We start from the raw sequence: 21,943 nt of genomic DNA, 5'->3' as shown, positions 1-21,943 counted from the left end.
TCAGCCCTCCCTGCCCCGCCGCAGGCGGGAGACCGGGCCCGAGGCGCGTATCGCCACCGCCGCTCCCGGGGTACTGGCCGACGGCGCGTCCTCCGCCCCCGCCAGCAGCCCCAGCTCCCCCGCCAGCGCCCACAGCGCCTGCTTCACCGTCGAGCGGTTGTCCAGGTCCTGGACCCGGCCCGCGTCCACCACCGCCTGCAGTTCCTTGAAGGCGGCCGGGACCGGTGTCCGCGTCGCCCGGGTCTTGGTGATCTTCTCGATCAGGGCGGGCTGGATCTCGGTGTGCTTGCTCCAGCGGTTGACGACCATCGAGGTGTCCTCCGCCTTCCTGACCTGGAGCCGCTCCCACATCCGCACCATCCGCTTCGCCGCCCGTACCGCGACCACGTCCGGGGTGGTGACCAGCACCGCCACGTCCGCCATCTCCACCGTGGCGGCGTTGGCGCCCGTCACCTGGGTTCCGCAGTCGATGACGACCAGCTCGTAGCGGGCCCGCAGCGCGCCCACGATGTGGCGGGCGGCCCGGTCGTCGACCTCCTCGCCGCGTTCGCCGTCCGCCGGGGCCAGCAGCAGGGCCAGGCCCGTGCGGTCGTCGTAGACCGCGTCCTGGAGGACCCGCGGCGAGATGTCCTGGATCCCGGCGAGGTCGGCGATGGAGCGGCGGAACTGCACGTCGAGGTAGGAACCGACGTCTCCGGCCTGGAGGTCCATGTCCACCAGTGCCGTGCGCCGCCCCGACGCGGCCGCCGCCAGGGCGAACTGGACCGCGGTGAAGGTGGTGCCGACGCCGCCCTTCGCCCCGGTGACGGTGACGACGCGGCCGCCCGGGCCGGTGAACACGTCGGCGCCCGCGCCCCGCCCGAGGTGGCGGCGTACGCCCACGGACCACTGGGCGGCGGCCTGGACGCGGGCCGCGAGCTCCTCGTACGAGAGCGGGAGGCCGATCAGGCCGCGCGCGCCGGAGTCCATCGCGGCCGAGAACAGCCCGGGGCCGGCGTCGGAGGAGACCAGGACGACACCCACCGCCGGGAAGCGGAGGGCGACTTCGCGGATGAGCTCCAGCGCGGGCACCGGGCCGATCCGCTCGTGGACCAGGACCACCTCGGGGAGTTCGTCGATGGAGTCGACGGCGAGGCGGGCCAAGGTGTCCAGGAGGGACGTCGAGTCGGGGACGGGGGTGGCGGGTTCCGCGGACGGGAGCTGGGTCAGCAGGGTGACGATGGCGCGTGCGGCGTCCGGGTCGCCGACCGCGGGCAGGATTCGGGTGGTCATCGCGGCCTCACCGGTCCCCGTCGAGGGTGTACGTGCGGTCGCCCGCGCCCGGTGCGGACTCGGTGCCGGGGGCCACCAGGGCCAGGCGTACGTGTTCCGCGAAGGACTCGGCGTACGCGACGCGCTGGGTGTCCTTGGTGTTCAGGGCGAAGGTGATCGGGACGGCCTCGGCCGCGCCGCTCTTGCGGTCGCCGTCCTTGCTTTCGAGGGCGGTGAGCTTGCCGACGTTCAGCACCCGGGCGTTGGCGACGATGATCACCGAGCGCGAGGGGTCGGTGTCCTTGGCGCCCTTGAAGGTGGCGATGATGTTGACCTTGGCGCCGGAGGTGATCTTGCCCGCCACGCCCGTGGCCGCGTCGATCATGATGGCGATCTCCTGCTCACCGGGCTGGAGCTGCGGCCGGTCGACGAACATGTCGCTCTGGAGCAGCGAGCCCTTCTTCAGGGTGGTGAGCACGATCTTGTCCTTGAGCGCGCCGAGATCGGTGACGGCCGTGTCGGAGAGCCAGCGCTTGGGGATCTTCACTTCCTCGAACTGCCCGGCCGCGAGCGGGCTGTACGGGGCTATGTCGCCCTTGGCCCGGTACGCGACGACCTCCGCGCCCACTTTGGAGTTGACGTCGCCGATCACCACGAGGACCCCGGCGAAGGCGGCCAAGGCACACAGGACCGACAGGATCAGCAGGATGACGCCGCGGCGCTGGCGTGAGTTCATCGGCCTTACTACCTCGCCGTTCTTCGTTCGTTGGGCGTTCGGGTGATCAGGGTCTGGAGCGGGCGGTGCCGGCCGTTCCGACGGCGGCCCGGGGCGGCGGCGCGGCCAGCGGCGCGGAGCAGAAGCCGCAGCGGTCGCCGATGAGTTCGAGGCCGCACCAGCGGCACTGCTCGCGGCGGACCGAGGCGACGAGCTGGTAGAGCACGGACAGGTCCGGGATGCCGGCGGCGAACTCGACGAGCTTGGGGGTGCCCCAGAACCCGGGCGACTCCGCGGGCAGCGGGTTCTCCATGACGCCCTGCACCTGCCAGGCCGGGGCGAGTTCGGAGGCGACCCACTCGGAGGCGAGCTGGCCGCGGGCGAAGGTGAGCTGCGTGGCGAACTCGGGTCCCGGCGGCAGGACCCCTTCCGGGGCGCCCAGTTTCGCGAGGTGCGGTTTCGGGTGGGCGAGTACGGCGAACTGCGCGCTCGGCGACCAGGACCGGGCGTGCGCCTTCAGGCCGACCGGAATCCGGTCGAGTTTGGCGACCGAGCCGAGCAGCGCGCCCGCGTAGACGTAGTGGGAGAGGAGCCGGGCCGCGGAGGCGATGACCCCGGGGCTGAAGTCGCACACGGTGAGCTGGCGCAGCTGACGGACCAGCAGGGCGGTGCCCAGGGGCGGCAGGTCGACGTCCAGGAGGGCGATCCGGTCGGATTCCAGGATGGCCCGTACCGCGTGCAGCCGCTGGACGGTCGTGGCGGGCAGCCAGGGCGGCACGACGGTCACGAGGTGCCCGTGCCGTTCCAGCAGTGCGCTGGTCTCGGCGAGCGCGCCGTCGAGGTCGAGCCGCCCGGGCGGATGCAGTACGGCGGCTCCGGGCGTGTGCCGGTCAGGGGCCGGAAGCACCAGATCTGCGCTGGTGACAGCGATGGCGGTCGGCACGCGAATCCCCCCGTTCACCCCGTACTCACCCGGTGCTTGCCCGGCACTCACCCCTGCGCGACCGCAAACGAGCGATGCGCGCCCCCCTGGAACCAGCACCATATCCGCGCCGCCCCCGGCAGGGCAGGGGCTTGGTAATTCCCATGCCGTCAGCACATGTCACAGGTGGCCGGAAAACCGGACAACACGGATCGGACGACCGGTCAGAAGACCGATCGGATCAGGCCACATTGCAAAGACTATTGACACGAGGATTGGTCTGGACCAACTTGTGAGCGGGGTGCCCCACTCACCCTGACATCCCTTCACTCCCCCCACGGAGTCCACGTGAACCGCATACGCTCCCTCGTCCTGCCCACGGCCCTCGCCCTCGCCGCGGGCGGCCTCAGCGCCCTCGCGACCGGTACGGCACAAGCCGCGGACGTCAACGTCGCCCGTAACGGAGGCTTCGAGTCCGGCCTCGCCAACTGGTCCTGCTCCGGCGGAAGCGGCGCCTCCGTCTCCTCCCCCGTCTTCGCCGGGGCGGGCGCCCTCAAGGCCACCCCGGCGGGCCAGGACAACGCCCGCTGCAGCCAGACCGTCACGGTCAAGCCGAACTCGACGTACACGCTGACCACGCAGGTCCAGGGCAGTTACGTCTACCTCGGCGCGACCGGCACCGGCACGCAGGACGTGTCCACCTGGACCCCCGGCTCGGGCGGCGGCTGGCAGAAGCTCTCCACCACCTTCACCACCGGCCCTAGCACCACGCAGGTCACCGTCTACACCCACGGCTGGTACGGCCAGCCGGCCTACGTCGTGGACGAGTTCAGCGTCTTCGGCCCCGACGGGGGCGGCGGCACCGACCCCGGCCCGTCGGTCCCCGGCGCCCCCGCCGGCACCGCCGTTTCCGGCCAGAGCTCCAGCGGGCTCACCCTTTCGTGGGGCGCGGTCAGCGGGGCCGCCGGCTATCACGTGTATCAGGACGGCGCCCGGGTCAAGACGGTGACCGAAGCCTCGGCCCAGATCACCGGGCTGGCCGCCTCGACCTCGTACTCCTTCCAGGTGAGCGCCTACAACGCGGCGGGCGAGGGCCCCAAGTCCGCCGCCGTGACGGGCACCACGACCGGCGGTGGCGGCAACCCGAACCCCGCCGTCCCCAAGCACGCGCTGACCGGCTACTGGCAGAACTTCAACAACGGCGCGACCGTCCAGAAGATCTCCGACGTCTCCGCGCAGTACGACATCATCGCCGTCTCCTTCGCCGACGCCACGACCACGCCCGGCGCCATCACCTTCAACCTCGACTCGGCCGGCCTCGGCGGCTACACGGTGGCGCAGTTCAAGGCCGACATCGCCGCGAAGAAGGCGGCCGGCAAGTCGGTCATCCTCTCCATCGGCGGCGAGAAGGGCACCATCACGGTCAACGACTCCGCCTCCGCGAACAACCTCGCGAACTCGGCGTGGGCGCTGATGCAGGAGTACGGGTTCAGCGGGATCGACATCGACCTGGAGAACGGCCTGAACCCGACCTACATGACGCAGGCGCTGCGCGCGCTGTCCGGGAAGGCCGGCTCCTCGCTGGTCATCACCATGGCCCCGCAGACGATCGACATGCAGTCCACCCAGGGCGGCTACTTCAAGACGGCGCTGGCCGTCAAGGACATCCTCACCGTCGTCAACATGCAGTACTACAACAGCGGCTCGATGAACGGCTGCGACGGCAAGGTCTACTCCCAGGGCTCGGTGGACTTCCTCACCGCGCTGGCCTGCATCCAGCTGGAGGGCGGGCTCGACCCCTCCCAGGTGGGCATCGGCGTCCCGGCCTCGCCGAGCGGCGCGGGCAGCGGCTACGTCTCCCCGACCATCGTGAACAACGCCCTGGACTGCCTGGCCAGGGGCACGAGCTGCGGCTCCTTCAAGCCGTCGAAGACCTACCCGGGGCTGCGCGGCGCGATGACCTGGTCGACCAACTGGGACGCCAAGGCCGGCCACGCCTGGTCGGACGCGGTGGGGCCTAAGGTGCGGTCCCTGCCGTAGTTCCGTGACCGGCGGGCGACCCGGGCGGCGGCCGACACGCCGTCAGCCGGGGTCGCCCGCACGGGCGTAGTACCGCTGCGCCTTCCGGATAGCGGGCATGTGTGGGAATGGCCGGTTTTTGGTCCTTGACCGGGTCATGTCATGAGCGCACGCTGTGCGGCATCCGCACGGCAACCCCCACACTCCCACCCAGGAGAACGCATGCGGCTCCTCCACACCCGCCGGAGGGCCGCCGTCACGGCGGCCCTGCTGGCGCTCGCGCTGGGCGCACCCGCCTACGGCATGAGCGCGACGGCATCACCACCACCCACCCCGTCCACCGCCACCCAGGACGAGGCGATCGTCCAGTACGAGATCAAGGGCCCGGCCACCCCGGCCGAACGCACGGCCCTGCTCGCCACCGGCGCCTCCATCGACGAGGTCGACACCCGCTCGGTCGTCGTCAGCGCCGACACCATGCAGGCCAAGAAGCTGCGCGCGCTCGGCTACAAGCTGGAGGCCCTGCCCGGACCGCCGGAACGCTCCCTGCCCGGGATCGCGGCGAGCCCGATGGACTTCCCGTCGGCGGACTCGAAGTACCACAACTACGCCGAGGCGACCGCCGAGATCAACCAGCGCGTCGCGCAGTACCCCTCGATCATGAGCAAGAAGGTGATCGGGAAGTCGTACCAGGGCCGGGACCTCGTCGCCATCAAGATCAGCGACAACGTCGCGACGGACGAGGCCGAGCCGGAGGTGCTCTTCACCCACCACCAGCACGCCCGTGAGCACCTGACCGTGGAAATGGCCCTGTACCTGCTGAACGAGTTCGGTTCCAAGTACGGGACCGACACCCGCGTCACGAACGCGGTCAACGGCCGCGAGATCTGGATCATCCCGGACCTCAACCCGGACGGCGGCGAGTACGACATCGCCACCGGCTCCTACCGGTCCTGGCGCAAGAACCGGCAGCCCAACGCCGGATCCTCGTACGTCGGCACGGACGAGAACCGCAACTGGAACTACAAGTGGGGCTGCTGCGGCGGCTCCAGCGGCAGCAGGAGCTCGGAGACCTACCGGGGCCCGGCGGCGGAGTCGGCGCCCGAGGTGAAGGCCGTCTCCGACTTCGTCCGCAGCCGGGTGATCGGCGGCAAGCAGCAGATCAAGGCCGCGATCGACTTCCACACGTACAGCGAACTGGTGCTGTGGCCCTTCGGCTACACCTACAACGACACCGCCCCCGGGCTGACCGCCGACGACCTCGCCGTCTACAAGAAGATCGGCACGGGCATGGCGGCGAGCAACGGCTACACGCCGGAGCAGTCGAGCGACCTGTACATCACCGACGGGACGATCGACGACTGGCTGTGGGGCGACCAGAAGATCTTCGGCTACACCTTCGAGATGTACCCGGAGAGCGGCGGGGGCGGCTTCTACCCGCCGGACGAGGTCATCGACCGCGAGACCGCGCGCAACAAGGACGCGGTGCTCCAGCTGCTGGAGAACGCGGACTGCATGTACCGCTCGATCGGCAAGGAAGCCCAGTACTGCACCGCCTGACCTGACTTGGCACACGGGGCGCCCCACCGCCAGGGGGGCGCCCCTCTCCCCTGCTACCCCAGCACGGCGAGGGCGTCGATCTCGATGAGCAGCCCGGCCGGCAGGCCGACGTACACGGTGGTGCGGGCGGCGGGAGCCTCCTTCAGCCCCTGCTCCTCGAAGTAGGCGTTGTAGATGCCGTTCATCTCGGCGAAGTGCGCGGTGTCGGTGAGGTAGACGCGGATCATCAGCACGTCGTCCCAGCCCGAGCCGCCGGCCTCCAGCACGGACCGGACGTTCTCCAGCGTCTGGAGCGTCTGCTCGCGCAGCGTGGGCCCGGCGGGGGTGGGCGGCTGCCCGTCCACGTGCGGGAGGAAGCCGACCTGGCCGGCGACCTGGAGGATGTTGCCCTTGCGGACCCCGTGCGAGAACTTCGCGGGCGGGGTGGTGTGGGTGTCGGGGGTGACGGCGATCTTCTCGGTCACGTTCCTTCTCCTGCTCCTGAGTAGTCGCGGCTGATGGCTTCGGCGGTACGGAGCACCAGGGGCAGCAGTTCCAGCAGCCCCTCGGCGCCGACGACCACGCTGGGCGCGGAGACCGACAGCGCGGCGACGACCCTCCGGTCCGGCCCGCGCACGGGCGCGCCGAGGCAGTTCAGGGACTCCTCGTGCCCGCCGAGGTCGGTGGCCCAGCCCTGTTCCCGTACGAGGTCCAGCTCGCGGAGGAACGCGGCGGCGTCCGGGGTCGAGCGGGCGGTGTAGCGGGGGTACTCGATCCGGTCGGCGAGGGCTCGGCGCTCCGGTTCGGGGAGGTCGGCGAGGAGCAGCTTCGCGACGGCGGCGACGGTGAGGGGCACGGGCCTGCCGATGCGGGAGTACATGCGGACCGGGTAGCGGCTGTCGACCTTGTCGATGTACACGACCTCGTCGTCCTGGTGGAGGGCGAGGTGGACGGTGTGGCCGGTGGCCTTGTTCAGCTCGACGAGGTGGGGGTGGGCGATGTCCCGGACATCGAGGTTCTCGATGGCCTCGGCCGCCAGCTCGAAGAGCCGTGCGCCGAGGCGGTAGCGGCCGTCCGGCTGGCGGTACACGAGGCCGTTCTGGTCCAGGGTGCGGAGGAGGCGGAGGGCGGTGCTCTTGTGCACGCCGAGCGCGTCGGCGACCGCCGTGAGGCCGGCCGGGCCCTTCGCGAGCAGCGGCAGCACCGCGAGCGCCCGCTCCACGGACTGACTCATCCCTCGTCCCCTCTCGTCCCGCCCCTGGGGCTCCGCCCGGACCCGCTGGTCATGTGCGGCGCCGCTGCCGGGGCTCCGCCCCGGACCCCGCTCCTCAAACGCCGAAGGGGCTGGATCTTCGCCCGGCGGCACTGGATTTGCCTGGTGGGCGATCCAGCCGCACCTGGCGGCCGACGCCGGCCAAAATCCAGCCCCGCCGGCGTTTGAGGCGCGGGGTCTGGGGCGGAGCCCCAGGAGGCCGGGCTGCACCGGACAGCGCACGTTGACCCACCGTCACCCGGGATGTTAGACAGCAGGCAGCGGCATACGCAACGACCGTTGCACACAGCGCAACCCAGCAACCCCCGGGAGGCACCCGCATGGCCAGCGACCCCGTCAAGGAACTCGCCGACGAACCGGTCGACCACCGGTTCAAGGGCCTCCCCCCGGACGCCCAGGCGGCCCGCCTCACCGTCGGGCAGCTCGCGCAGCAGCGGCGCCACATCCACACCGGCGGGTTCACCACCCCCGTGCTCACCCTCGACGCCGCCGCGCTGGAGCACAACCTCGCCGCCCTCGGCACGTACGCCGCCCGGCACGACCTCGCCTTCGCGCCGCACGGCAAGACCTGCATGTCCCCGCAGCTGTTCCGCCGCCAGCTGGAGCACGGCGCGTGGGGCATCACCGCCGCCGTCCCGCACCAGGCCCGCGTCTACCGCGCCTTCGGTATCCAGCGGATCTTCCTCGCCAACGAGCTCGTCGACCCTGCCGCCCTGCGCTGGGTCGCCGACGAGCTCGCGGCCGACCCCGGCTTCCGGTTCGTCTGCTACGTCGACTCCGTGCGCGGGGTCCAGCTCATGGACCGGGCGCTCCAAGGCCACACCGCCCGTATCGACGTCGTCGTAGAGCTCGGCGCCGGCGAGGGCGCCCGCACCGGGGCCCGTACCGACGACGACTGCCGGGCCGTCGCCGACGCGGTCGCCGCGACCGGGACCCTGCGGCTGGTCGGCATGGGCGGCTACGAGGCCGAGGTCCCCGACGCCGACCCGGCGCGCGTGCACGCCTACCTGCGCCGGCTCACCGCCCTCGCCGTCGAGTTCGACAAGGCCGGCCGCTTCGACCCCGCCCTGGAGGAGATCGTCGTCAGCGCCGGCGGCTCCGCCTGGTTCGACGCCGTCGCCGACGTCTTCGCCGAGCTCCCGGAGCTCTCCCGGCCCGTGCTGAAGCTGCTCCGCTCGGGCGCGTACGTCTCCCACGACCACGGCTGGTACACCCGCCTGACCCCCTTCAACCGGCACCCCGAAGAGGGCGGGCTGCGCCCCGCGTTCCGGCTGTGGACCCAGGTCGTTTCCCGGCCCTCCCCCACCCAGGCCTTCGTCAACGCCGGCAAGCGCGACATCGCGTACGACCTCGGTCTGCCGGAGGCCGAGCTGGTCCGTGACGCCCTCACCGGCGAGGAGCGCCCCGCCACGGGCGTGCGGGTGGTGAAGCTGTCCGACCAGCACGCCTGGCTGGAGACGGATTCCGAAGACGACGTGCAGGTGGGCGACTGGGTGGCGCTCGGGATGTCCCACCCGTGCACCATCTTCGAGAAGTGGCCGCTGATCCCGCTGGTGGAGGCCGACGGCACGGTCACGGACTACGTGCGCACCTTCTTCTGAGGTGGACCTCGTCATCCGGGGGGCCCGCGTCGTCGACGGCACGGGCGGGCCCTCGTACACGGCGGACGTCGGCGTGCACGAGGGCCGGATCGTCGAAATCGGCTCGCTGCCCGGCGGCGGCCGCACCACGCTCGACGCGTACGGGCTGGCCCTCGCCCCCGGCTTCGTCGACATGCACGCCCACAGCGACCTCGCGCTGCTCCGCGACCCGGACCACAGCGCGAAGGCCGCGCAGGGCGTGACCCTCGAAGTCCTCGGCCAGGACGGGCTGTCGTACGCGCCCGCCGACGACCGCACGCTCGGCGAGGTGCGGGCCGCCATCGCGGGCTGGAACGGGCCGGGGGACGACGTCGACTTCGACTGGCGGACCGTCGGCGAGTACCTCGACCGGCTGGACCGGGCCCACGGCGGTCAGGGCGTGGCCGTGAACGCCGCGTACCTCGTCCCGCAGGGCACCGTCCGCGCGTACGCCCTCGGCTGGGACGACCGCCCCGCGACCGCGGCCGAGCTGGACCGGATGCGGCAGCTCGTCGCCGAGGGCCTGGAGCAGGGCGCCGTCGGCATGTCCTCCGGGCTCACCTACACCCCCGGCATGTACGCCTCCGGCGCCGAACTGACCGAGCTGTGCCGGGTGGTGGCGCGGTACGGCGGCTACTACTGCCCGCACCACCGCTCGTACGGCCGGGGCGCCCTGGCCGCCTACGCCGAGATGGTCGGGCTGACCCGGGAGGCGGGCTGCGCCCTGCACCTCGCGCACGCCACCATGAACTTCGGCGAGAACGAGGGCCGGGCCGGCGAGCTGCTGGCCCTGCTCGACGCGGCCCTGGCCGAGGGCGCCGACATCACCCTCGACAGCTATCCGTACACCCCCGGCTGCACCACCCTCGCGGCGCTGCTGCCCAGTTGGGCGAACGAGGGCGGCCCGGAAGCGGTCCTGGCCCGGCTGCGCGACGACGCCGCGGCGGAGCGGATCCGGTACGCGCTGGAGGTCGAGGGCGCGGACGGCTGCCACGGGGTGCCCGTCGACTGGTCGACGATCGAGGTCTCGGGCGTCAACGACCCGGCCTTCGCCCCGTACGTGGGCAGGCGCCTGGACGGCTGGGACACCGCCCGGCGGCTGCTGCTCGGCGACCGGCTCGCGCCGACGGTCCTCCAGCACGTGGGCCACGAGGAGAACGTCCGGGCGATCATGCGCCACCCCGCCCACACGGGCGGCTCCGACGGCATCCTCCAGGGCGCGAAACCGCACCCGCGCGCCTACGGCACCTTCCCGCACTACCTCGGCCGCTACGTCCGCGAGTTGGGCCTGCTCTCCCTGGAGGAGTGCGTGGCGCACCTCGCGGGCCGCCCGGCGGCGCGCCTGCGGCTGCCCGACCGGGGGCTGGTGCGGGTGGGGCACCGCGCGGACCTCGTCCTCTTCGACCCGGACACGGTCGCGGCCGGATCCACGTACGAGAACCCGCGGGTGCTGCCGACGGGCATCCCGCACGTACTGGTCGACGGGCGGTTCGTGATGCGGGACGGGCGCCGCACGGACGTCCTGGCCGGCCGCTCGGTGCGGCGCACCTAGCGGTGGGCCGGGCGGCGTGCGAGGGGGTGCGCGGGGCGGTGCGCGGGGCGGTTGTGCGGGGTGCCGGAGCGGCGGCCGGGACGCCCCGGCGCGAGTAACACCCGTACGCATATCTGACATTTACGATGGCCGGATGGTCGCCTTCGCCCTCGCCGCCGTCTTCCTCCTCGCCTTCGGCCTCAGCGCCCGACAGGACCGCCGCCGCTTCCGCAACGCCGTCCTGTTCGGCCTGACCTTCATCTCCCTCTCGTTCGCCCTGCTCCTCCAGGTGGACCGGCTGCCGGACTGGCTCGCGTACCTCGTCGTCATGACCGTCTTCGCCGTGCCCGTGCTCGGCACCCTGGCGCTCGGCGTCTTCCTCATAGGCAACGGCGTGACCATGGTCCGCAAGGAGGGACGCCGCCCGGCCAACCTGCTGTCGATGCTCGCGGGGCTCGGGATCTTCGGGATGATCGCGCTGCTGCTGTTCGTCCGCATGGCCGGCTCGCGCGTCCTCGACGGCATCGTGGCCACGCTCGCGGTGATCGTCGCGTACGTCTCCTTCCTCTTCCTCTGCTTCCTCGGGTACGCCTTCCTCTACGGGCGGATCAAGGTGCGCGGCGACGTCGACCACGTGGTCATGCTCGGCTCCGGCCTGATCGGCGGGGACCGCGTGCCGCCCCTGCTCGCCTCGCGGCTGCGCAAGGGCCAGGACATCTACGAGGCCCAGCTGGCCCGGGGCGGCCGGCCGCCGGTCCTCCTGCCGTCGGGCGGCAAGGGGTCGGACGAGAAGGTCGCGGAGGCGCGGGCCATGGCGGACTGGCTGATCGCGCAGGGCGTGCCGGCGGAGCACATCACGCTGGAGGACCGGTCCACGACGACCGAGGAGAACATGCGGTTCAGCCAGGCGATCATGGCGGCGGACGACCCGCACTACCGGTGCGTGGTGGTCACCAACAACTTCCACGCCTTCCGGGCCGCGATGATGGCCCGCAAGGCCGGGGTGAACGGGCAGGTCCTGGGCTCCCCCACGGCGAAGTACTACTGGCCGAGCGCGACCATCCGGGAGTTCGTCGCGGTGTTCTGGGAGCACAAGGCCGTGAACCTGGGGATCTGCGGGCTGCTGATCGCCCTCGGCACGGCGGCCACGCTGACGGGCTGAGCCGGGGCACCGCGCCGCACGCCCAGCGGCCCCGTGCCCGGGGGTCCGGGACGGGGCTGTCGGCAGCGGCTGCGGCTACGGCAGGTACCGCTCGATGACCTGCGGGCCCTCCTTCTCGATGAGCCGGCGCGCCATCTCGACCCGCTCCGGAGTCGGGTCGTGGCCTGTCGCCATCACGAGGTCTTCGGGGTCGTACGGCCGGTCCCCGCCCGTGTGGAGCCGGTCCGACCGTGTGGGCTGCTCGTCGGGTTCACTGACCATCGTGTACCTCCTACGGTTTCCCCTGGCCCCATACTCCGGCCAGGTCCCCATGAACGCACTTCGGGCGGGATCCCCCGGACGTGCGGAACGTTTCGGCCGCATCCAGAATCGATGAATGCTCGTTAGCCGCCCGGGGGCCGAAACCCTAAGGACAGGTAAATGCAGACAATCGACGTCGACTGGGACCACCCCTCGGACCCGCCGCCCGGCCCGCGGCTCGACCACGTCCGCGCGTACGTGACCACGGCTGGCGCCGACGGACACCTCTGGCACGGGGTCCCCACACTCCTGCTCACCACCCTCGACCGCGCCACCGGCCGCACCGCGCGGACCCCGCTGATCTACGCCCGGGACGAGGACCGGCTGATCGTGCTGGCCGCCGGCTACGGAGCCCCGGAGCACCCCGCCTGGTACCGCAACCTCACCGCCCACCCGGAGGTCCGCCTCCAGGTGGGCGCGACGCTCTCCACCGCCACGGCGCGCACGGCCACGCCGGTGGAGCGGGAGACGTACTGGGAGATGATGACCGGCCTGTGGCCCGCGTACGAGGAGGACCAGGCGCGCACGGCCCGCGAGATCCCGCTGGTGATCCTGGAGCGCTAGGCCGTAACTCCGACCGGGGCCCGTCAGACCGCGGCGGCGACCACCGCGTAGGTGCGGCCGCCCGCGGTGACCTCCCCCAGCGGCCGCATCCCGAAGCCGTCGACGTGCACCCGCCAGGACGGCCGGTTGGCGGCCTCGATGAACGCCACCAGCGCCTCCGCCCGCCCCGCGGCCTCCGCCGCCGCGAAGGCGAACAGGCCGCGGGCCACGCCGTGGCCCCGGTGGGCCGCGTCGACCACCACCGGGCCGTAGAGCAGCCAGCGCACCTCGCGGAGCGGCCGTCCCTCCCAGCGCAGCGCGCCCTGCGCGTCGAGCAGCGCGCGCACCGGTGGCGACGGGTCCGCGAGGGTTTCGGGCGCGGAGACGGCCAGGAGCCCGGCCACCCGCCCCCCGTCGTCCGCGACGAGGAGGCCGCCCGCCCCGGACAATGCCCTCAGCGCGTCCTCGCCGAAGTCGCCCTGCACGAAGCCCTGCCGCTCCCGCTCCAGCTCCGTCAGGGCGTCGTGGTGGTTGGCGGCGAAGAGCGCGGCCATGGCGGGCGCGTCGGCCGCGGTGGCGTACCGGTACTCCACGGCGTACTCCATGGCGCGATCGTCGCACGCGGCTACGGGATGCGCGTGAAGGAGCGGCGGTAGGCGCGGGGCGGCACGCCCCGGCGGCGGACGAACTGCTCCCGCAGCACGGCCGCGCTGCCGAAGCCGACCCGGCGGGCGATCTCCTCGACCGGCAGCTCCGTGGTCTCCAGCAGCTCCTCGGCACCGCTGAGGCGCAGGTTCAGCAGCCAGGCGTGCGGGGTGGTGCCCGTCGCGGCGGCGAAGCGCCGGGCGAAGGACCGCTTGCTCATCATGGCCCGCCGGGCCAGCTCCGCGACGGGCAGCGGCTCGTCGAGGTGCTCGCGGGCCCAGGCCAGCACCTCGGACAGCCGCTCGTCCTGGCAGTCCGCGGGGACGGGGGCGGCCAGGTACTGGGCCTGCCCGCCGTCGCGGTGCGAGGGCAGTACGAGGTCCCGCGCGATGGCGTTGGCCGTCGCGGCCCCGTGCTCGCGCCGCAGCAGGTGCAGGCACAGGTCGAAGCCGGCGGCAGCGCCCGCGCCGGTGGCGATGCGCCCCTCGTCGACGTAGAGGGCGTCGGCCTCCACGGCCACCTCCGGATGGCGGTCGGCGAGCAGCCCGGCGAACCGCCAGTGGGTGGTGGCCCGCCGCCCGTCGAGCAGCCCGGCGGCGGCGAGCGCGAAGGCCCCGACGCAGTGCGCGGCGACCAGCGCGCCGCGCGCGTGCGCGGCCGACAGCGCGTCGAGGACGGCGGGCGGGGGCGGCGTACGGAAGCCGGCCCACGGCAGCGCGATCACCAGCTCGGCGTCGGCCAGCCGCTCCAGCCCGTGCCCGACGGCGACCGGCACCCCGACATCGGTGGCCACCGCGCCGGGCCGCTCGGTGCACAGGGCGAAGTCGAACCGCGGCAGCCCCGCCCCGCGCACCCCGAACACCTCGGCGACGATCCCGACGGCGAGCATGCCGACCCCGGGCGGGGCGTAGGCGGCGACGGTGGTGAAAGGGGCCATGGGGGAAGCATCGCAGTCTGGCACGATTCCCGCGATCACTGGCAGCAGTGCCACTCGTGTACCCCGAACCCCACGGCCAGGATTGGGGCATGACGAACACGCAGATGAACGCACAGGCAGACGCACCTGCCGGCCGCACCGCGACGTACACGGTCCTGACCACCGGCTACACCCTGTCCACCGGCCCCGGGGTCGCCGCCACCGTCTCGTACGTCTCCGACGGCGACCGGCACGTGATCGTCGACCCGGGCATGGTGGCGAGCCGCGACCGCATCCTCGGCCCGCTCGCCGAACTCGGCCTCGGCCCCGACGACATCACGGACGTCGTCCTCAGCCACCACCACCCGGACAACACCATGAACGTGGGCCTCTTCGGCCGGGCCCGGGTCCACGACCACAAGGCGATCTACGAGGCCGACCAGTGGACCGACCGCGACGCGGAGGGGTACGAACTCACCCCCTCCCTGCGCCTGATCCGCACCCCGGGCCACAGCCCCGAGGACATCACCCTCCTCGCCGGGACGGAGGAGGGCACCGTCGCCTTCGTGGGCGACCTGTGGTGGCGGCCCAACGGCCCGGTCGAGGACCCCGTGGCCCCGGACCACGACGTCCTGCGCGCCTCCCGCCTGCGGGTACTGGCCGCGACGGACGTGATCGTCCCCGGCCACGGCCCCGCCTTCCCGGCCGACGACACGGCGCCGCGGTAGGCCCTGCCCGACCCGGCCCTGCCCGACCCGGCCCTGCCCGGCCCGGCCCGGCCTACTCCTTGCGGCCGGTCACGGCGACGGTGACGCCGAGACCGATCATCGCGAGCCCTCCGGCCCCGCCGACCAGGGAGAGTCGCCGCGGCGAGCGGGCGAACCAGCTCCGCGTGGTGGCGGCGACCAGTCCCCAGACGCTGTCGGACGCCACCGCGATGACGTTGAAGACCAGGCCGAGCACCAGCATTTGCAGTACGACGCGGCCCTGGGCGCGGTCGACGAACTGGGGCAGTACGGCGGCGAAGAACACGATCGTCTTCGGGTTGGCCACGCCGACCGCGAACCCCTCCCACAACGTGCGCAGAGTGCCGTGCTCGGGCCCGTCACCGGCGAACGCGGCATGCAGCGAGCCGCGCTGCCGTACGGCCTTGACCCCGAGGTACACGAGGTACGCGGCCCCCACGAGCTTCAGCGCCGTGAAGACGAGCACCGAGCGCTCCACGACGGCTCCGACCCCGAGCGCCACGGCCACGACGAGCACGTAGGCCCCGAGCGTGTTCCCCACGACGGTGGTCAGCGCGGCCCGGCGCCCTTGCGCCAGCGCGCGTCCGATCACGAACAGCACGCTGGGGCCGGGGATCACGATCAGCAGGAAGGACATGGCCGCGAAGGCCACTAACCGGTCTTTGAAGTGCTCTCCCGGCTGAAGCCGGGAGATTCCTGCTTACCTTGCGGCAGCGGGCTTGACGCGCTTCGCGCGCCTGACGACTGCCCTCCCGGCAGCCGGGATGAGCGAGAGGCCCATCCGGTACAGGTGCAAGACATTCCGGGCTGCGTTGTGGTCGGCGTTGCCCGACCAGCCGCAGTCCGGGTTCTTGCACACGAACACGGCCTGGGACTCCCTGCTGCCGGGTGTGGTGAAGCCGCACGCGGAGCAGCGTTGGGAGGTGCCGGGGGCGGGGACCTTGTGCAGGGTGCCGCCGTTCCGGGCGGTCTTGTACGTCAGCATGGTGACGGTCCGGCCCCACGCTTCCCCGCTGATGGAGCGGTTCAGCCCGGACTTCTGGGCGACGTTCTTCCCTGGTTTCTCGATGGTTCCCCTGGCGGACTTGACCATGTTCGTGATGCTGAGTGCTTCGACCACGATCGTGCCGTATGTGCCGGCGATGGCGGTGGTGGTCTGGTGCTGCCAGTCGAGTGCCCGGCGCTTGGCTTTCGCGCGAAGTCCTGCGATCTGGTCGTAGGTGTGGTGCAGTCGGCGGCTGGTGCGCTCGCCGGGCTTGCGGTGTGCCTTGCGCTGGGCGGCGCGCTGCTCCAGATGCAGGAGTTTGGCCTGCTCCTTCTCCGTCAGCCATTCGCCGTGCTCGTACGTCTCACCGTCCGAGAGGGCGATGGGCACGGTGACGCCCACGTCGATGCCGACCTGCGGCCCCTGATGGGGTGCGGGCTCGGTCTCCAGGGTCTGGACGCGGAAGGCGATGTGCCAGCCGAGCGCGTCCTTGATCAGCCGGGCGCCGGTGATCCGGTTCTCCTCGTTGCCGCGCTTGCCGATGGGCAGGTCTTTCGTCCACCGGAAGCGGACCCGGCCGATCTTCGGCAGGTTGGCCATGCCCCAGCGGCGGTGCACGCGGGTGATGTTCAGGTCGCGGCCCTGCGGGATGTCCACGGACATCACGGTGCGGATGCGGCCCTTGAAGTTCGGCGCGTCGGCGCGGTTGTCCCAGCAGTTCCTCCACGCCTGGAAGTACGTCTTGAGCACCGCTTGCGCGGCCTGCGCGGGAAGGACAGCGAGAAAGTCGATGTCCTCGCGGGCCTGTCGGATGGCGGCATCCGCGTGTTTGAGAGTCCGCTTCTCCTTCGGCATCATCTGCCACCACGCATGCAGGAGATTCCACATCGTGCGGGCCGCGTGCGCCTGATCATCCGCCTTGCGAACCCCGGCAGGCGACAGCGCGAGCCGGGCTCGATGCCCGAACTGCCGCTTCACTGACGCCTGTTCGCTCACGATCCCGACCATAGCATTGGTTTATGTCACCCCGATGGGACCCGAATCCCGACGTCAGAACTGGCCGCCATGTTGTCCACAACCTGCATGTTCATTTGGTTTTTGTCACGAAGTACCGGCGGAATGCGTTCACCGACGTCATGCTGACCCGCACCGAAGAGATCATGCGGGAGGTCTGCGCCGACTTCGAAGCCGAGCTGAAACAGTTCAACGGCGAACAGGACCACGTGCACCTGCTCGTGCACTACCCGCCCAAGGTCCAGCTCTCCAAACTGGTCAACTCCCTCAAGGGCGTCAGCTCCCGCAGGCTGCGCCAGGAGTACGACAGTCACGTCCGCCGGCACCTGTGGCGCGGACACTTCTGGTCCGGCTCCTATTTCGCCGGCTCATGCGGCGGCGCACCCCTGACCGTCGTCAAGCAGTACATCGAAAACCAGCAGCGTCCCGTCTGACAGTCACCCCGAAGACGCAGAGCACTCCGGCGCTCCGCGCCTCCGGGCCAAAGATGGCCCTCACGCCCGCCCTGAAGGGCGGAGCACTGGCCAAGATCAGAGGTAGACACCATGAACCCCATGAAACCCGCGAACGCCCCCGCCCGCAGCGGATTTCCTAGCCGCGCCGGCCGTGGTCGTAGACCGTGACCTCGATGTCGCGCGCGCACAACTGGGCGCTGATCAGCGGCTCGATGCGCGACCAGGTGCCGCCGGCGAGCCCGCATCCGATGCGCGGCATGTGCACGCTGGCCCCCAGCTCGGCGGCCTGCCCGGCCAGTGCGGCGAGGCACCGCTCCACGGCCTCGTAACGTATCGGCGGGCCGCCGCTGCCGGTCCGTATCCCGCGCTGGCCGACCATGTTGGCGACCCACACATCGGGCTTGACCCGCACCACCTGCACGGCCCCCAGCCCGAAGTCGTTCCCACTGCGCCCCCGGTGCCACGCCCGGAAGGCCGCCTCGGGCTCGGGCCACCGCTTCGAGACGGCCAGCACGAAGCCCTTCCCCCACCCCCCGAGGTCGTTGCACACATGGGCGATGACCTTGGGCCCTTCGGCCTGCGGACTGGTCGCGTCCCCGGCGATGATCCTGAGCGGCTTCATGCCCCCACGGTAGGCGCGACCACTGACAACGGGCCCTCCCCATCTCAGCCGCAGCCTCATGGAGCTGCCGTTCGGTACCAGCTTTCGGCGGCGGTGAGGAGCGTGGTGTCGGCGTGGTGGCGGGCGACCAGCTGGAGGCCGACGGGCTCGCCGTTCGGTGTCCTTCCCGCGGGCAGGGTGAGGGCCGGGTGGCCGGAGAGGTTGAAGGACCAGGTGAGCGCCACGCTCATGCGGGCTCCGGGGCCGTCGTGGCCGTGCGGGGGGTGCGGCGTGGTGGGGGTGGCGATGACGTCGACCTCCTCGAAGGCCCCGTGAAGGACCTCCGCGTTGGCCGCGATCAGCGCCTCGGTGTTCCGGTCGGGGGTACCGGCCCGCAGAGCGGTCCAGGCCGGAGCCGGATCGCGCAGCTCCACGGGCCGCTCGACGAGGCGGCACAGCCCGGCATCTGCGATCCGGTGCAAGGCGTGCCGGGCTGTACCGGCGACGTCCGGGTCGGTGGCGGCGTACCCCAGCGTCGGCGTCCAGGCCACCCTCGGCGTCCCGGCCACCGGGGCCGGGACGCCGGCGGGGGCGACTGCGCGAAGGTAGGTCGCGGCATCTGCCGGGGTGCGGGTCAGCACGCCCGGACTGTTGAGACCGGCTCGGTCCCGCGCGGGCAGCAGGCCGTTGGTGGGTTTGAAGCCGATGATGCCGCACCAGGCGGCGGGGATCCGGACCGAGCCGGCGCCATCGGATCCGGTGGCGAGCGGAACGAGCCCGGCCGCGACCGCGGCCGCGGCCCCGGCCGATGATCCGCCCGGGGACCAGGCCGGATTGAGCGGGTTGAGGGTGGGGCCGCGGTCGGTGGAGCCGTAGGTCTGCCAGCCGGTGCCGGCGCGCGGTACGGAGGTCGCTCCGATCGGCACGCACCCGGCGGCGACCAGGCGCCGGTTCTGTACGGACTGGGCGCCTTCGCTCGCCTTGACGGCGACCGGCACCCCGGCCAGGGGCAGGAGCACCCCGCGGGCCACCGCGGCGTCGACCTCGACGGCCCGCGCCCGGGCCGACTCCGCCCACAGGGCGGTGAAGGCCCGCAGGGCGCCATCGCGCTCGGCGCACACGGCCAGCGCGGTGTCGACGACTTCTACGGCCGTGGCCTCGCCCCGGTTGACCAGGTCGGCGACACCGGCGGCGGACAGCGACATGTACAGGTGATCGTCGAGGTTCATGCCCGGCCGAGCCGGACGAGGGCGCCTTCGACGGGCTCCAGCTGCCATCCGTCGAGCAGCCCGGCGGCCGCTTTCGGCTCCAGCGGGGTGTGCCCGGCCAGGTCGCCCTCGAAGCGCGCGCCGTCGAAGACGAGGGTGACTTCGGTGAGGGTATCCAGTCCGGTCGGGCCGTGGGAGGAGAACGGTCCGTGGTGGGCGAACCAGGACAGGCGGGAGGGGTCGGCGTCGGCGGCCCGGCCCAGGGCGCTCCAGGCCGCCGACGCGGCTCCGGGGAAGTCGGAGGCGATACCGGCGTCGTCGGGGTTCTTGGCGATCTCCGACAGCACGAGGGCAGCCGCGGTGCCGGTGCAGGGCCGCATGAGCCGTGCCAGGCAGACGGCATCGCGCCCCGACTCGTGCCGCCAGGACACGAGTGCGGTGCTCACAGCTGCCTGCGCGATCTCGTCCTCCAGGACGCGACGAGCCATGTGTTCTCCCATGCGGAGGTCTTTACGGGTGATCGTGTGTGCGGAGGCCGGCACAGGCGCAGGGTAGTCGTGATCTTGGGGGCGCGGCGGCCTTACGGGACGCGCGGCAGCCCGCGGGGTCCCGGCCCGCCCCCGCCTGTTGCGCTCGCCGCGCGCGCCCGCTTTAATAAATGAACAGTCATTCATTAAGCGGAGAGAGGGGGTGCACCCCATGCCCGGTCGTCCCCGCGGTGTCGACGACGCCGCGATCCTGGACGCCCTCGTCGGCGTCATGGGCCGCACCGGCCCCGCGCGGCTGACGCTGGCCGCCGTCGCCGAGGAGGTCGGGCTCGTGCCGGCCACCCTGTCGCAGCGGTTCGGGTCGAAGCGGGGGATGCTGGTGGCCGTCGCCGAGCGGGGGGTGGCGGAGGTCGGGCGGCTCCATGCGCGCGTCCGGGCGGAGCACCCGTCCCCGCTGGACGCGCTCGCCGCGCTGACGACCGGGGCCTGGAGCGCGGTGGTGACGCCGGAGGAGCTGGCCAACCACCTGGCGTTCCTGTGCGCCGACCTCGCCGACCCGGAGCTCCACCGCCTCGCCCTCGCCGCCGAGCAGGCGCAGCAGGCCGCCGCACGCGCCCTGCTCGACGAGGCCGTCGCGGCCGGGGAGCTGCGCGCGGACACCGACACCGCCTCGCTCGCCCGTTCGGTCCGGCAGGCCGCGATCGGGGCCGGGGTGCTGTGGGCGGTGGACCGGGAGGGCACCCTCGCCGGGCGCGGGCTCGACGCGCTCGAAGCCGCCCTGCACCCCTATCGAACGGCCCCCGGCCGACAGAAGGAGCCCCAGTGAGCAGCAGCAACAGCAGCACGCAGACGCCGGCCCCGCGCGAGCGGGCCTTCCGTACCGCCGTGACCATCGGGGTCAGCCTCGACGGGTTCATCGCCCGTACCGACGGTGACATCGAGTGGCTGACCTCGTACTCCCCGGAGGAGGTCGGGGACACCGGTTACACGGAGTTCATGGCCGGGATCGACACCCTCGCCATGGGCCGGGCCACCTACGAGAAGGTGCTGACCTTCGGCTTCTGGCCGTACGAGGGCAAGCGCGTGGCGGTCCTGAGCACCACCCTGGTCACGGACGACGAGCGGATCACCGTCTACCGCTCCTTCGACGAGCTCCTGGCCGGCCTGACCGCCGCGGGGGCGAAGAGCGTGTACGCGGACGGCGGCAAGGTCGTGCAGACCTTCCTCCGCGAGGGCCTGCTGGACGAGCTGACGATCACCACCGCGCCGGTGCTCCTCGGCACGGGCATCCCCCTGTTCGGCGAGCTGGCCGGCCAGGACGTGAAGCTCACCCTCGCCTCCACCAAGCCCCTGGGGGCAGGCTTCACTCAGGCCACGTACACCCTCTGACCGCCCTCACCCCTCCGGCCGACCTCACGAGGAGTAGGCCCAGAGCATGAGGGCCATCCACAGCGCTCCCGCCAGCAGAAGACCCCCGGCCACGACCATGATCACTGTGCCCACGCGCTCGGCGGTCCTGCCGTGGTCCGCCGGCTTCCATTCACGCTGGTTCATGGCCCCACCCTCCCCGCCGGCCGGGGCGGGGCGCATGAGCACGCGTACTCAGACCCGCCCCGATCCCACCCGGGGTGACGAGCGCAACACCACCACCCTGCTCCCCGCCCGCCCGCACCCATTCCGCAGGCCTGGACGCGGGCGCGCCCCGGATTCCAAGGACGTGCGGCATCGCCACCCGCCCATCGCGCGAAACGGGACATATCGCCCCGTCCACTTCCGCCGAATTGGCCCAGCGGAACTACGCCGCGGCCCCGTAAGCTCCCGTCATGCAGGTGATCCAGTCAACGAAACTCGCCAATGTCTGCTACGAGATCCGCGGACCCGTCCTCGAAGAGGCGATGCGGCTCGAAGCGGCAGGTCATCGCATCCTCAAGCTCAACACCGGCAACCCCGCGGCCTTCGGCTTCGAGTGCCCGCCGGAGATCCTTGAGGACATGCTCCGCAACCTGGGCAG

At 72.1% G+C, this 21,943-nt stretch carries 24 protein-coding genes and 1 pseudogene; 11 read left to right on the top strand and 14 right to left on the bottom strand.

What is annotated here, in order from left to right:
* From AB0O21_RS16800 to AB0O21_RS16790, 3 genes are read right to left on the bottom strand one after another with little or no spacing between them, the layout of a single operon-like run.
* Positions 1 to 1,272 (bottom strand): AAA family ATPase, encoded by a 1,272-nt coding sequence (locus tag AB0O21_RS16800; RefSeq protein WP_365171745.1) that lies wholly within the window; start codon positions 1,270 to 1,272, stop codon positions 1 to 3.
* 7 nt (positions 1,273 to 1,279) lie between these two features.
* Complete coding sequence (gene cpaB / locus AB0O21_RS16795) at positions 1,280 to 1,987, bottom strand: Flp pilus assembly protein CpaB (protein ID WP_365171743.1); 708 nt, start codon at positions 1,985 to 1,987, stop codon at positions 1,280 to 1,282.
* Between the two features lie 46 nt (positions 1,988 to 2,033).
* On the bottom strand, positions 2,034 to 2,909 hold the full coding sequence (locus AB0O21_RS16790; protein WP_365171741.1) for a hypothetical protein: 876 nt from the start codon (positions 2,907 to 2,909) through the stop codon (positions 2,034 to 2,036).
* A gap of 327 nt (positions 2,910 to 3,236) precedes the next feature.
* Between AB0O21_RS16790 and AB0O21_RS16785 the strand changes: the two genes are divergently transcribed.
* Both AB0O21_RS16785 and AB0O21_RS16780 read left to right on the top strand, forming a co-directional pair.
* On the top strand, positions 3,237 to 4,928 hold the full coding sequence (locus AB0O21_RS16785) for a glycosyl hydrolase family 18 protein (protein ID WP_365171739.1): 1,692 nt from the start codon (positions 3,237 to 3,239) through the stop codon (positions 4,926 to 4,928).
* A gap of 201 nt (positions 4,929 to 5,129) precedes the next feature.
* Positions 5,130 to 6,467, top strand: coding sequence for a M14 family metallopeptidase (locus AB0O21_RS16780; RefSeq protein ID WP_365171737.1), 1,338 nt, complete (start codon positions 5,130 to 5,132; stop codon positions 6,465 to 6,467).
* Positions 6,468 to 6,520: 53 nt separating this feature from the next.
* Here the strand turns inward: AB0O21_RS16780 and AB0O21_RS16775 are convergent, their stop codons facing one another.
* Both AB0O21_RS16775 and AB0O21_RS16770 read right to left on the bottom strand, forming a co-directional pair.
* Positions 6,521 to 6,931, bottom strand: a complete 411-nt coding sequence (locus tag AB0O21_RS16775; protein ID WP_365171735.1) for a RidA family protein — start codon at positions 6,929 to 6,931, stop codon at positions 6,521 to 6,523.
* Positions 6,928 to 7,680, bottom strand: coding sequence for an IclR family transcriptional regulator (locus AB0O21_RS16770; protein ID WP_365171734.1), 753 nt, complete (start codon positions 7,678 to 7,680; stop codon positions 6,928 to 6,930). Before AB0O21_RS16770 ends, AB0O21_RS16775 begins: the two co-directional genes overlap by 4 nt.
* Positions 7,681 to 8,039: 359 nt before the next feature.
* On the opposite strand from AB0O21_RS16770, the gene AB0O21_RS16765 reads away from it, so the two are divergent.
* The 3 genes from AB0O21_RS16765 to AB0O21_RS16755 all read left to right on the top strand — a co-directional run bounded on the left by AB0O21_RS16765 (position 8,040) and on the right by AB0O21_RS16755 (position 12,031).
* The gene (locus AB0O21_RS16765; protein WP_365171732.1) at positions 8,040 to 9,320 is read left to right on the top strand and encodes an amino acid deaminase; all 1,281 of its coding nucleotides are present in this window, start codon (positions 8,040 to 8,042) and stop codon (positions 9,318 to 9,320) included.
* Between the two features lies 1 nt (position 9,321).
* Positions 9,322 to 10,890 (top strand): D-aminoacylase, encoded by a 1,569-nt coding sequence (locus AB0O21_RS16760; RefSeq protein ID WP_365171730.1) that lies wholly within the window; start codon positions 9,322 to 9,324, stop codon positions 10,888 to 10,890.
* A 133-nt stretch (positions 10,891 to 11,023) separates the two neighbouring features.
* On the top strand, positions 11,024 to 12,031 hold the full coding sequence (locus AB0O21_RS16755) for a YdcF family protein (protein WP_365171728.1): 1,008 nt from the start codon (positions 11,024 to 11,026) through the stop codon (positions 12,029 to 12,031).
* A gap of 75 nt (positions 12,032 to 12,106) precedes the next feature.
* On the opposite strand, the gene AB0O21_RS16750 is transcribed toward AB0O21_RS16755, so the two are convergent.
* Entirely contained in the window at positions 12,107 to 12,292 is a 186-nt protein-coding gene (locus AB0O21_RS16750) for a hypothetical protein (protein WP_365171726.1), read from the bottom strand.
* A gap of 159 nt (positions 12,293 to 12,451) precedes the next feature.
* Here AB0O21_RS16750 and AB0O21_RS16745 point away from each other — a divergent pair, with 159 nt between their 5' ends.
* Positions 12,452 to 12,895, top strand: a complete 444-nt coding sequence (locus AB0O21_RS16745; RefSeq protein WP_365171724.1) for a nitroreductase family deazaflavin-dependent oxidoreductase — start codon at positions 12,452 to 12,454, stop codon at positions 12,893 to 12,895.
* 23 nt (positions 12,896 to 12,918) lie between these two features.
* Here AB0O21_RS16745 and AB0O21_RS16740 read toward each other — a convergent pair whose 3' ends face one another.
* Together AB0O21_RS16740 and AB0O21_RS16735 are read right to left on the bottom strand one after the other, a co-directional pair.
* Positions 12,919 to 13,479 carry a GNAT family N-acetyltransferase gene (locus AB0O21_RS16740; RefSeq protein WP_365171722.1) on the bottom strand — a complete coding sequence of 187 codons (561 nt, stop codon included), beginning with the start codon at positions 13,477 to 13,479 and terminating at the stop codon, positions 12,919 to 12,921.
* Between the two features lie 20 nt (positions 13,480 to 13,499).
* Positions 13,500 to 14,456, bottom strand: coding sequence for a helix-turn-helix domain-containing protein (locus AB0O21_RS16735; protein ID WP_365171720.1), 957 nt, complete (start codon positions 14,454 to 14,456; stop codon positions 13,500 to 13,502).
* Between the two features lie 89 nt (positions 14,457 to 14,545).
* Here AB0O21_RS16735 and AB0O21_RS16730 point away from each other — a divergent pair, with 89 nt between their 5' ends.
* Complete coding sequence (locus AB0O21_RS16730) at positions 14,546 to 15,163, top strand: MBL fold metallo-hydrolase (protein WP_365171718.1); 618 nt, start codon at positions 14,546 to 14,548, stop codon at positions 15,161 to 15,163.
* A gap of 52 nt (positions 15,164 to 15,215) precedes the next feature.
* Here the strand turns inward: AB0O21_RS16730 and AB0O21_RS16725 are convergent, their stop codons facing one another.
* Together AB0O21_RS16725 and AB0O21_RS16720 are read right to left on the bottom strand one after the other, a co-directional pair.
* Entirely contained in the window at positions 15,216 to 15,818 is a 603-nt protein-coding gene (locus AB0O21_RS16725; protein WP_365172023.1) for a LysE family translocator, read from the bottom strand.
* 63 nt (positions 15,819 to 15,881) lie between these two features.
* Positions 15,882 to 17,162 (bottom strand): transposase, encoded by a 1,281-nt coding sequence (locus tag AB0O21_RS16720; RefSeq protein ID WP_365171716.1) that lies wholly within the window; start codon positions 17,160 to 17,162, stop codon positions 15,882 to 15,884.
* A 23-nt stretch (positions 17,163 to 17,185) separates the two neighbouring features.
* On the opposite strand from AB0O21_RS16720, the gene tnpA reads away from it, so the two are divergent.
* Entirely contained in the window at positions 17,186 to 17,614 is a 429-nt protein-coding gene (gene tnpA / locus AB0O21_RS16715) for an IS200/IS605 family transposase (protein ID WP_365171714.1), read from the top strand.
* A 157-nt stretch (positions 17,615 to 17,771) separates the two neighbouring features.
* Here tnpA and AB0O21_RS16710 read toward each other — a convergent pair whose 3' ends face one another.
* The 3 genes from AB0O21_RS16710 to AB0O21_RS16700 are packed head-to-tail and all read right to left on the bottom strand — an operon-like array spanning position 17,772 to position 19,932.
* Positions 17,772 to 18,257 (bottom strand): macro domain-containing protein, encoded by a 486-nt coding sequence (locus AB0O21_RS16710; RefSeq protein ID WP_365171712.1) that lies wholly within the window; start codon positions 18,255 to 18,257, stop codon positions 17,772 to 17,774.
* A 56-nt stretch (positions 18,258 to 18,313) separates the two neighbouring features.
* Entirely contained in the window at positions 18,314 to 19,465 is a 1,152-nt protein-coding gene (locus AB0O21_RS16705; RefSeq protein ID WP_365171710.1) for an amidase, read from the bottom strand.
* Positions 19,462 to 19,932 (bottom strand): hypothetical protein, encoded by a 471-nt coding sequence (locus tag AB0O21_RS16700; protein WP_365171708.1) that lies wholly within the window; start codon positions 19,930 to 19,932, stop codon positions 19,462 to 19,464. Before AB0O21_RS16700 ends, AB0O21_RS16705 begins: the two co-directional genes overlap by 4 nt.
* Before the next feature lie 211 nt (positions 19,933 to 20,143).
* Here AB0O21_RS16700 and AB0O21_RS16695 point away from each other — a divergent pair, with 211 nt between their 5' ends.
* Together AB0O21_RS16695 and AB0O21_RS16690 are read left to right on the top strand one after the other, a co-directional pair.
* Positions 20,144 to 20,758 carry a helix-turn-helix domain-containing protein gene (locus AB0O21_RS16695; RefSeq protein WP_365171706.1) on the top strand — a complete coding sequence of 205 codons (615 nt, stop codon included), beginning with the start codon at positions 20,144 to 20,146 and terminating at the stop codon, positions 20,756 to 20,758.
* Positions 20,755 to 21,321 carry a dihydrofolate reductase family protein gene (locus AB0O21_RS16690; RefSeq protein WP_365171704.1) on the top strand — a complete coding sequence of 189 codons (567 nt, stop codon included), beginning with the start codon at positions 20,755 to 20,757 and terminating at the stop codon, positions 21,319 to 21,321. Before AB0O21_RS16695 ends, AB0O21_RS16690 begins: the two co-directional genes overlap by 4 nt.
* Before the next feature lie 24 nt (positions 21,322 to 21,345).
* Here AB0O21_RS16690 and AB0O21_RS16685 read toward each other — a convergent pair whose 3' ends face one another.
* Entirely contained in the window at positions 21,346 to 21,486 is a 141-nt protein-coding gene (locus AB0O21_RS16685) for a hypothetical protein (RefSeq protein ID WP_365171702.1), read from the bottom strand.
* Between the two features lie 269 nt (positions 21,487 to 21,755).
* On the opposite strand from AB0O21_RS16685, the pseudogene AB0O21_RS16680 reads away from it, so the two are divergent.
* A pseudogene (locus tag AB0O21_RS16680) lies at positions 21,756 to 21,943 on the top strand (aminotransferase); the annotation flags it as partial.

It is taken from the genome of Streptomyces sp. NPDC091371, from assembly GCF_040684275.1.
Lineage (GTDB): Bacteria > Actinomycetota > Actinomycetes > Streptomycetales > Streptomycetaceae > Streptomyces.
Note: the sequence above shows the minus strand (reverse complement) of the source record. Positions and strands in the feature narration are given on the sequence as shown.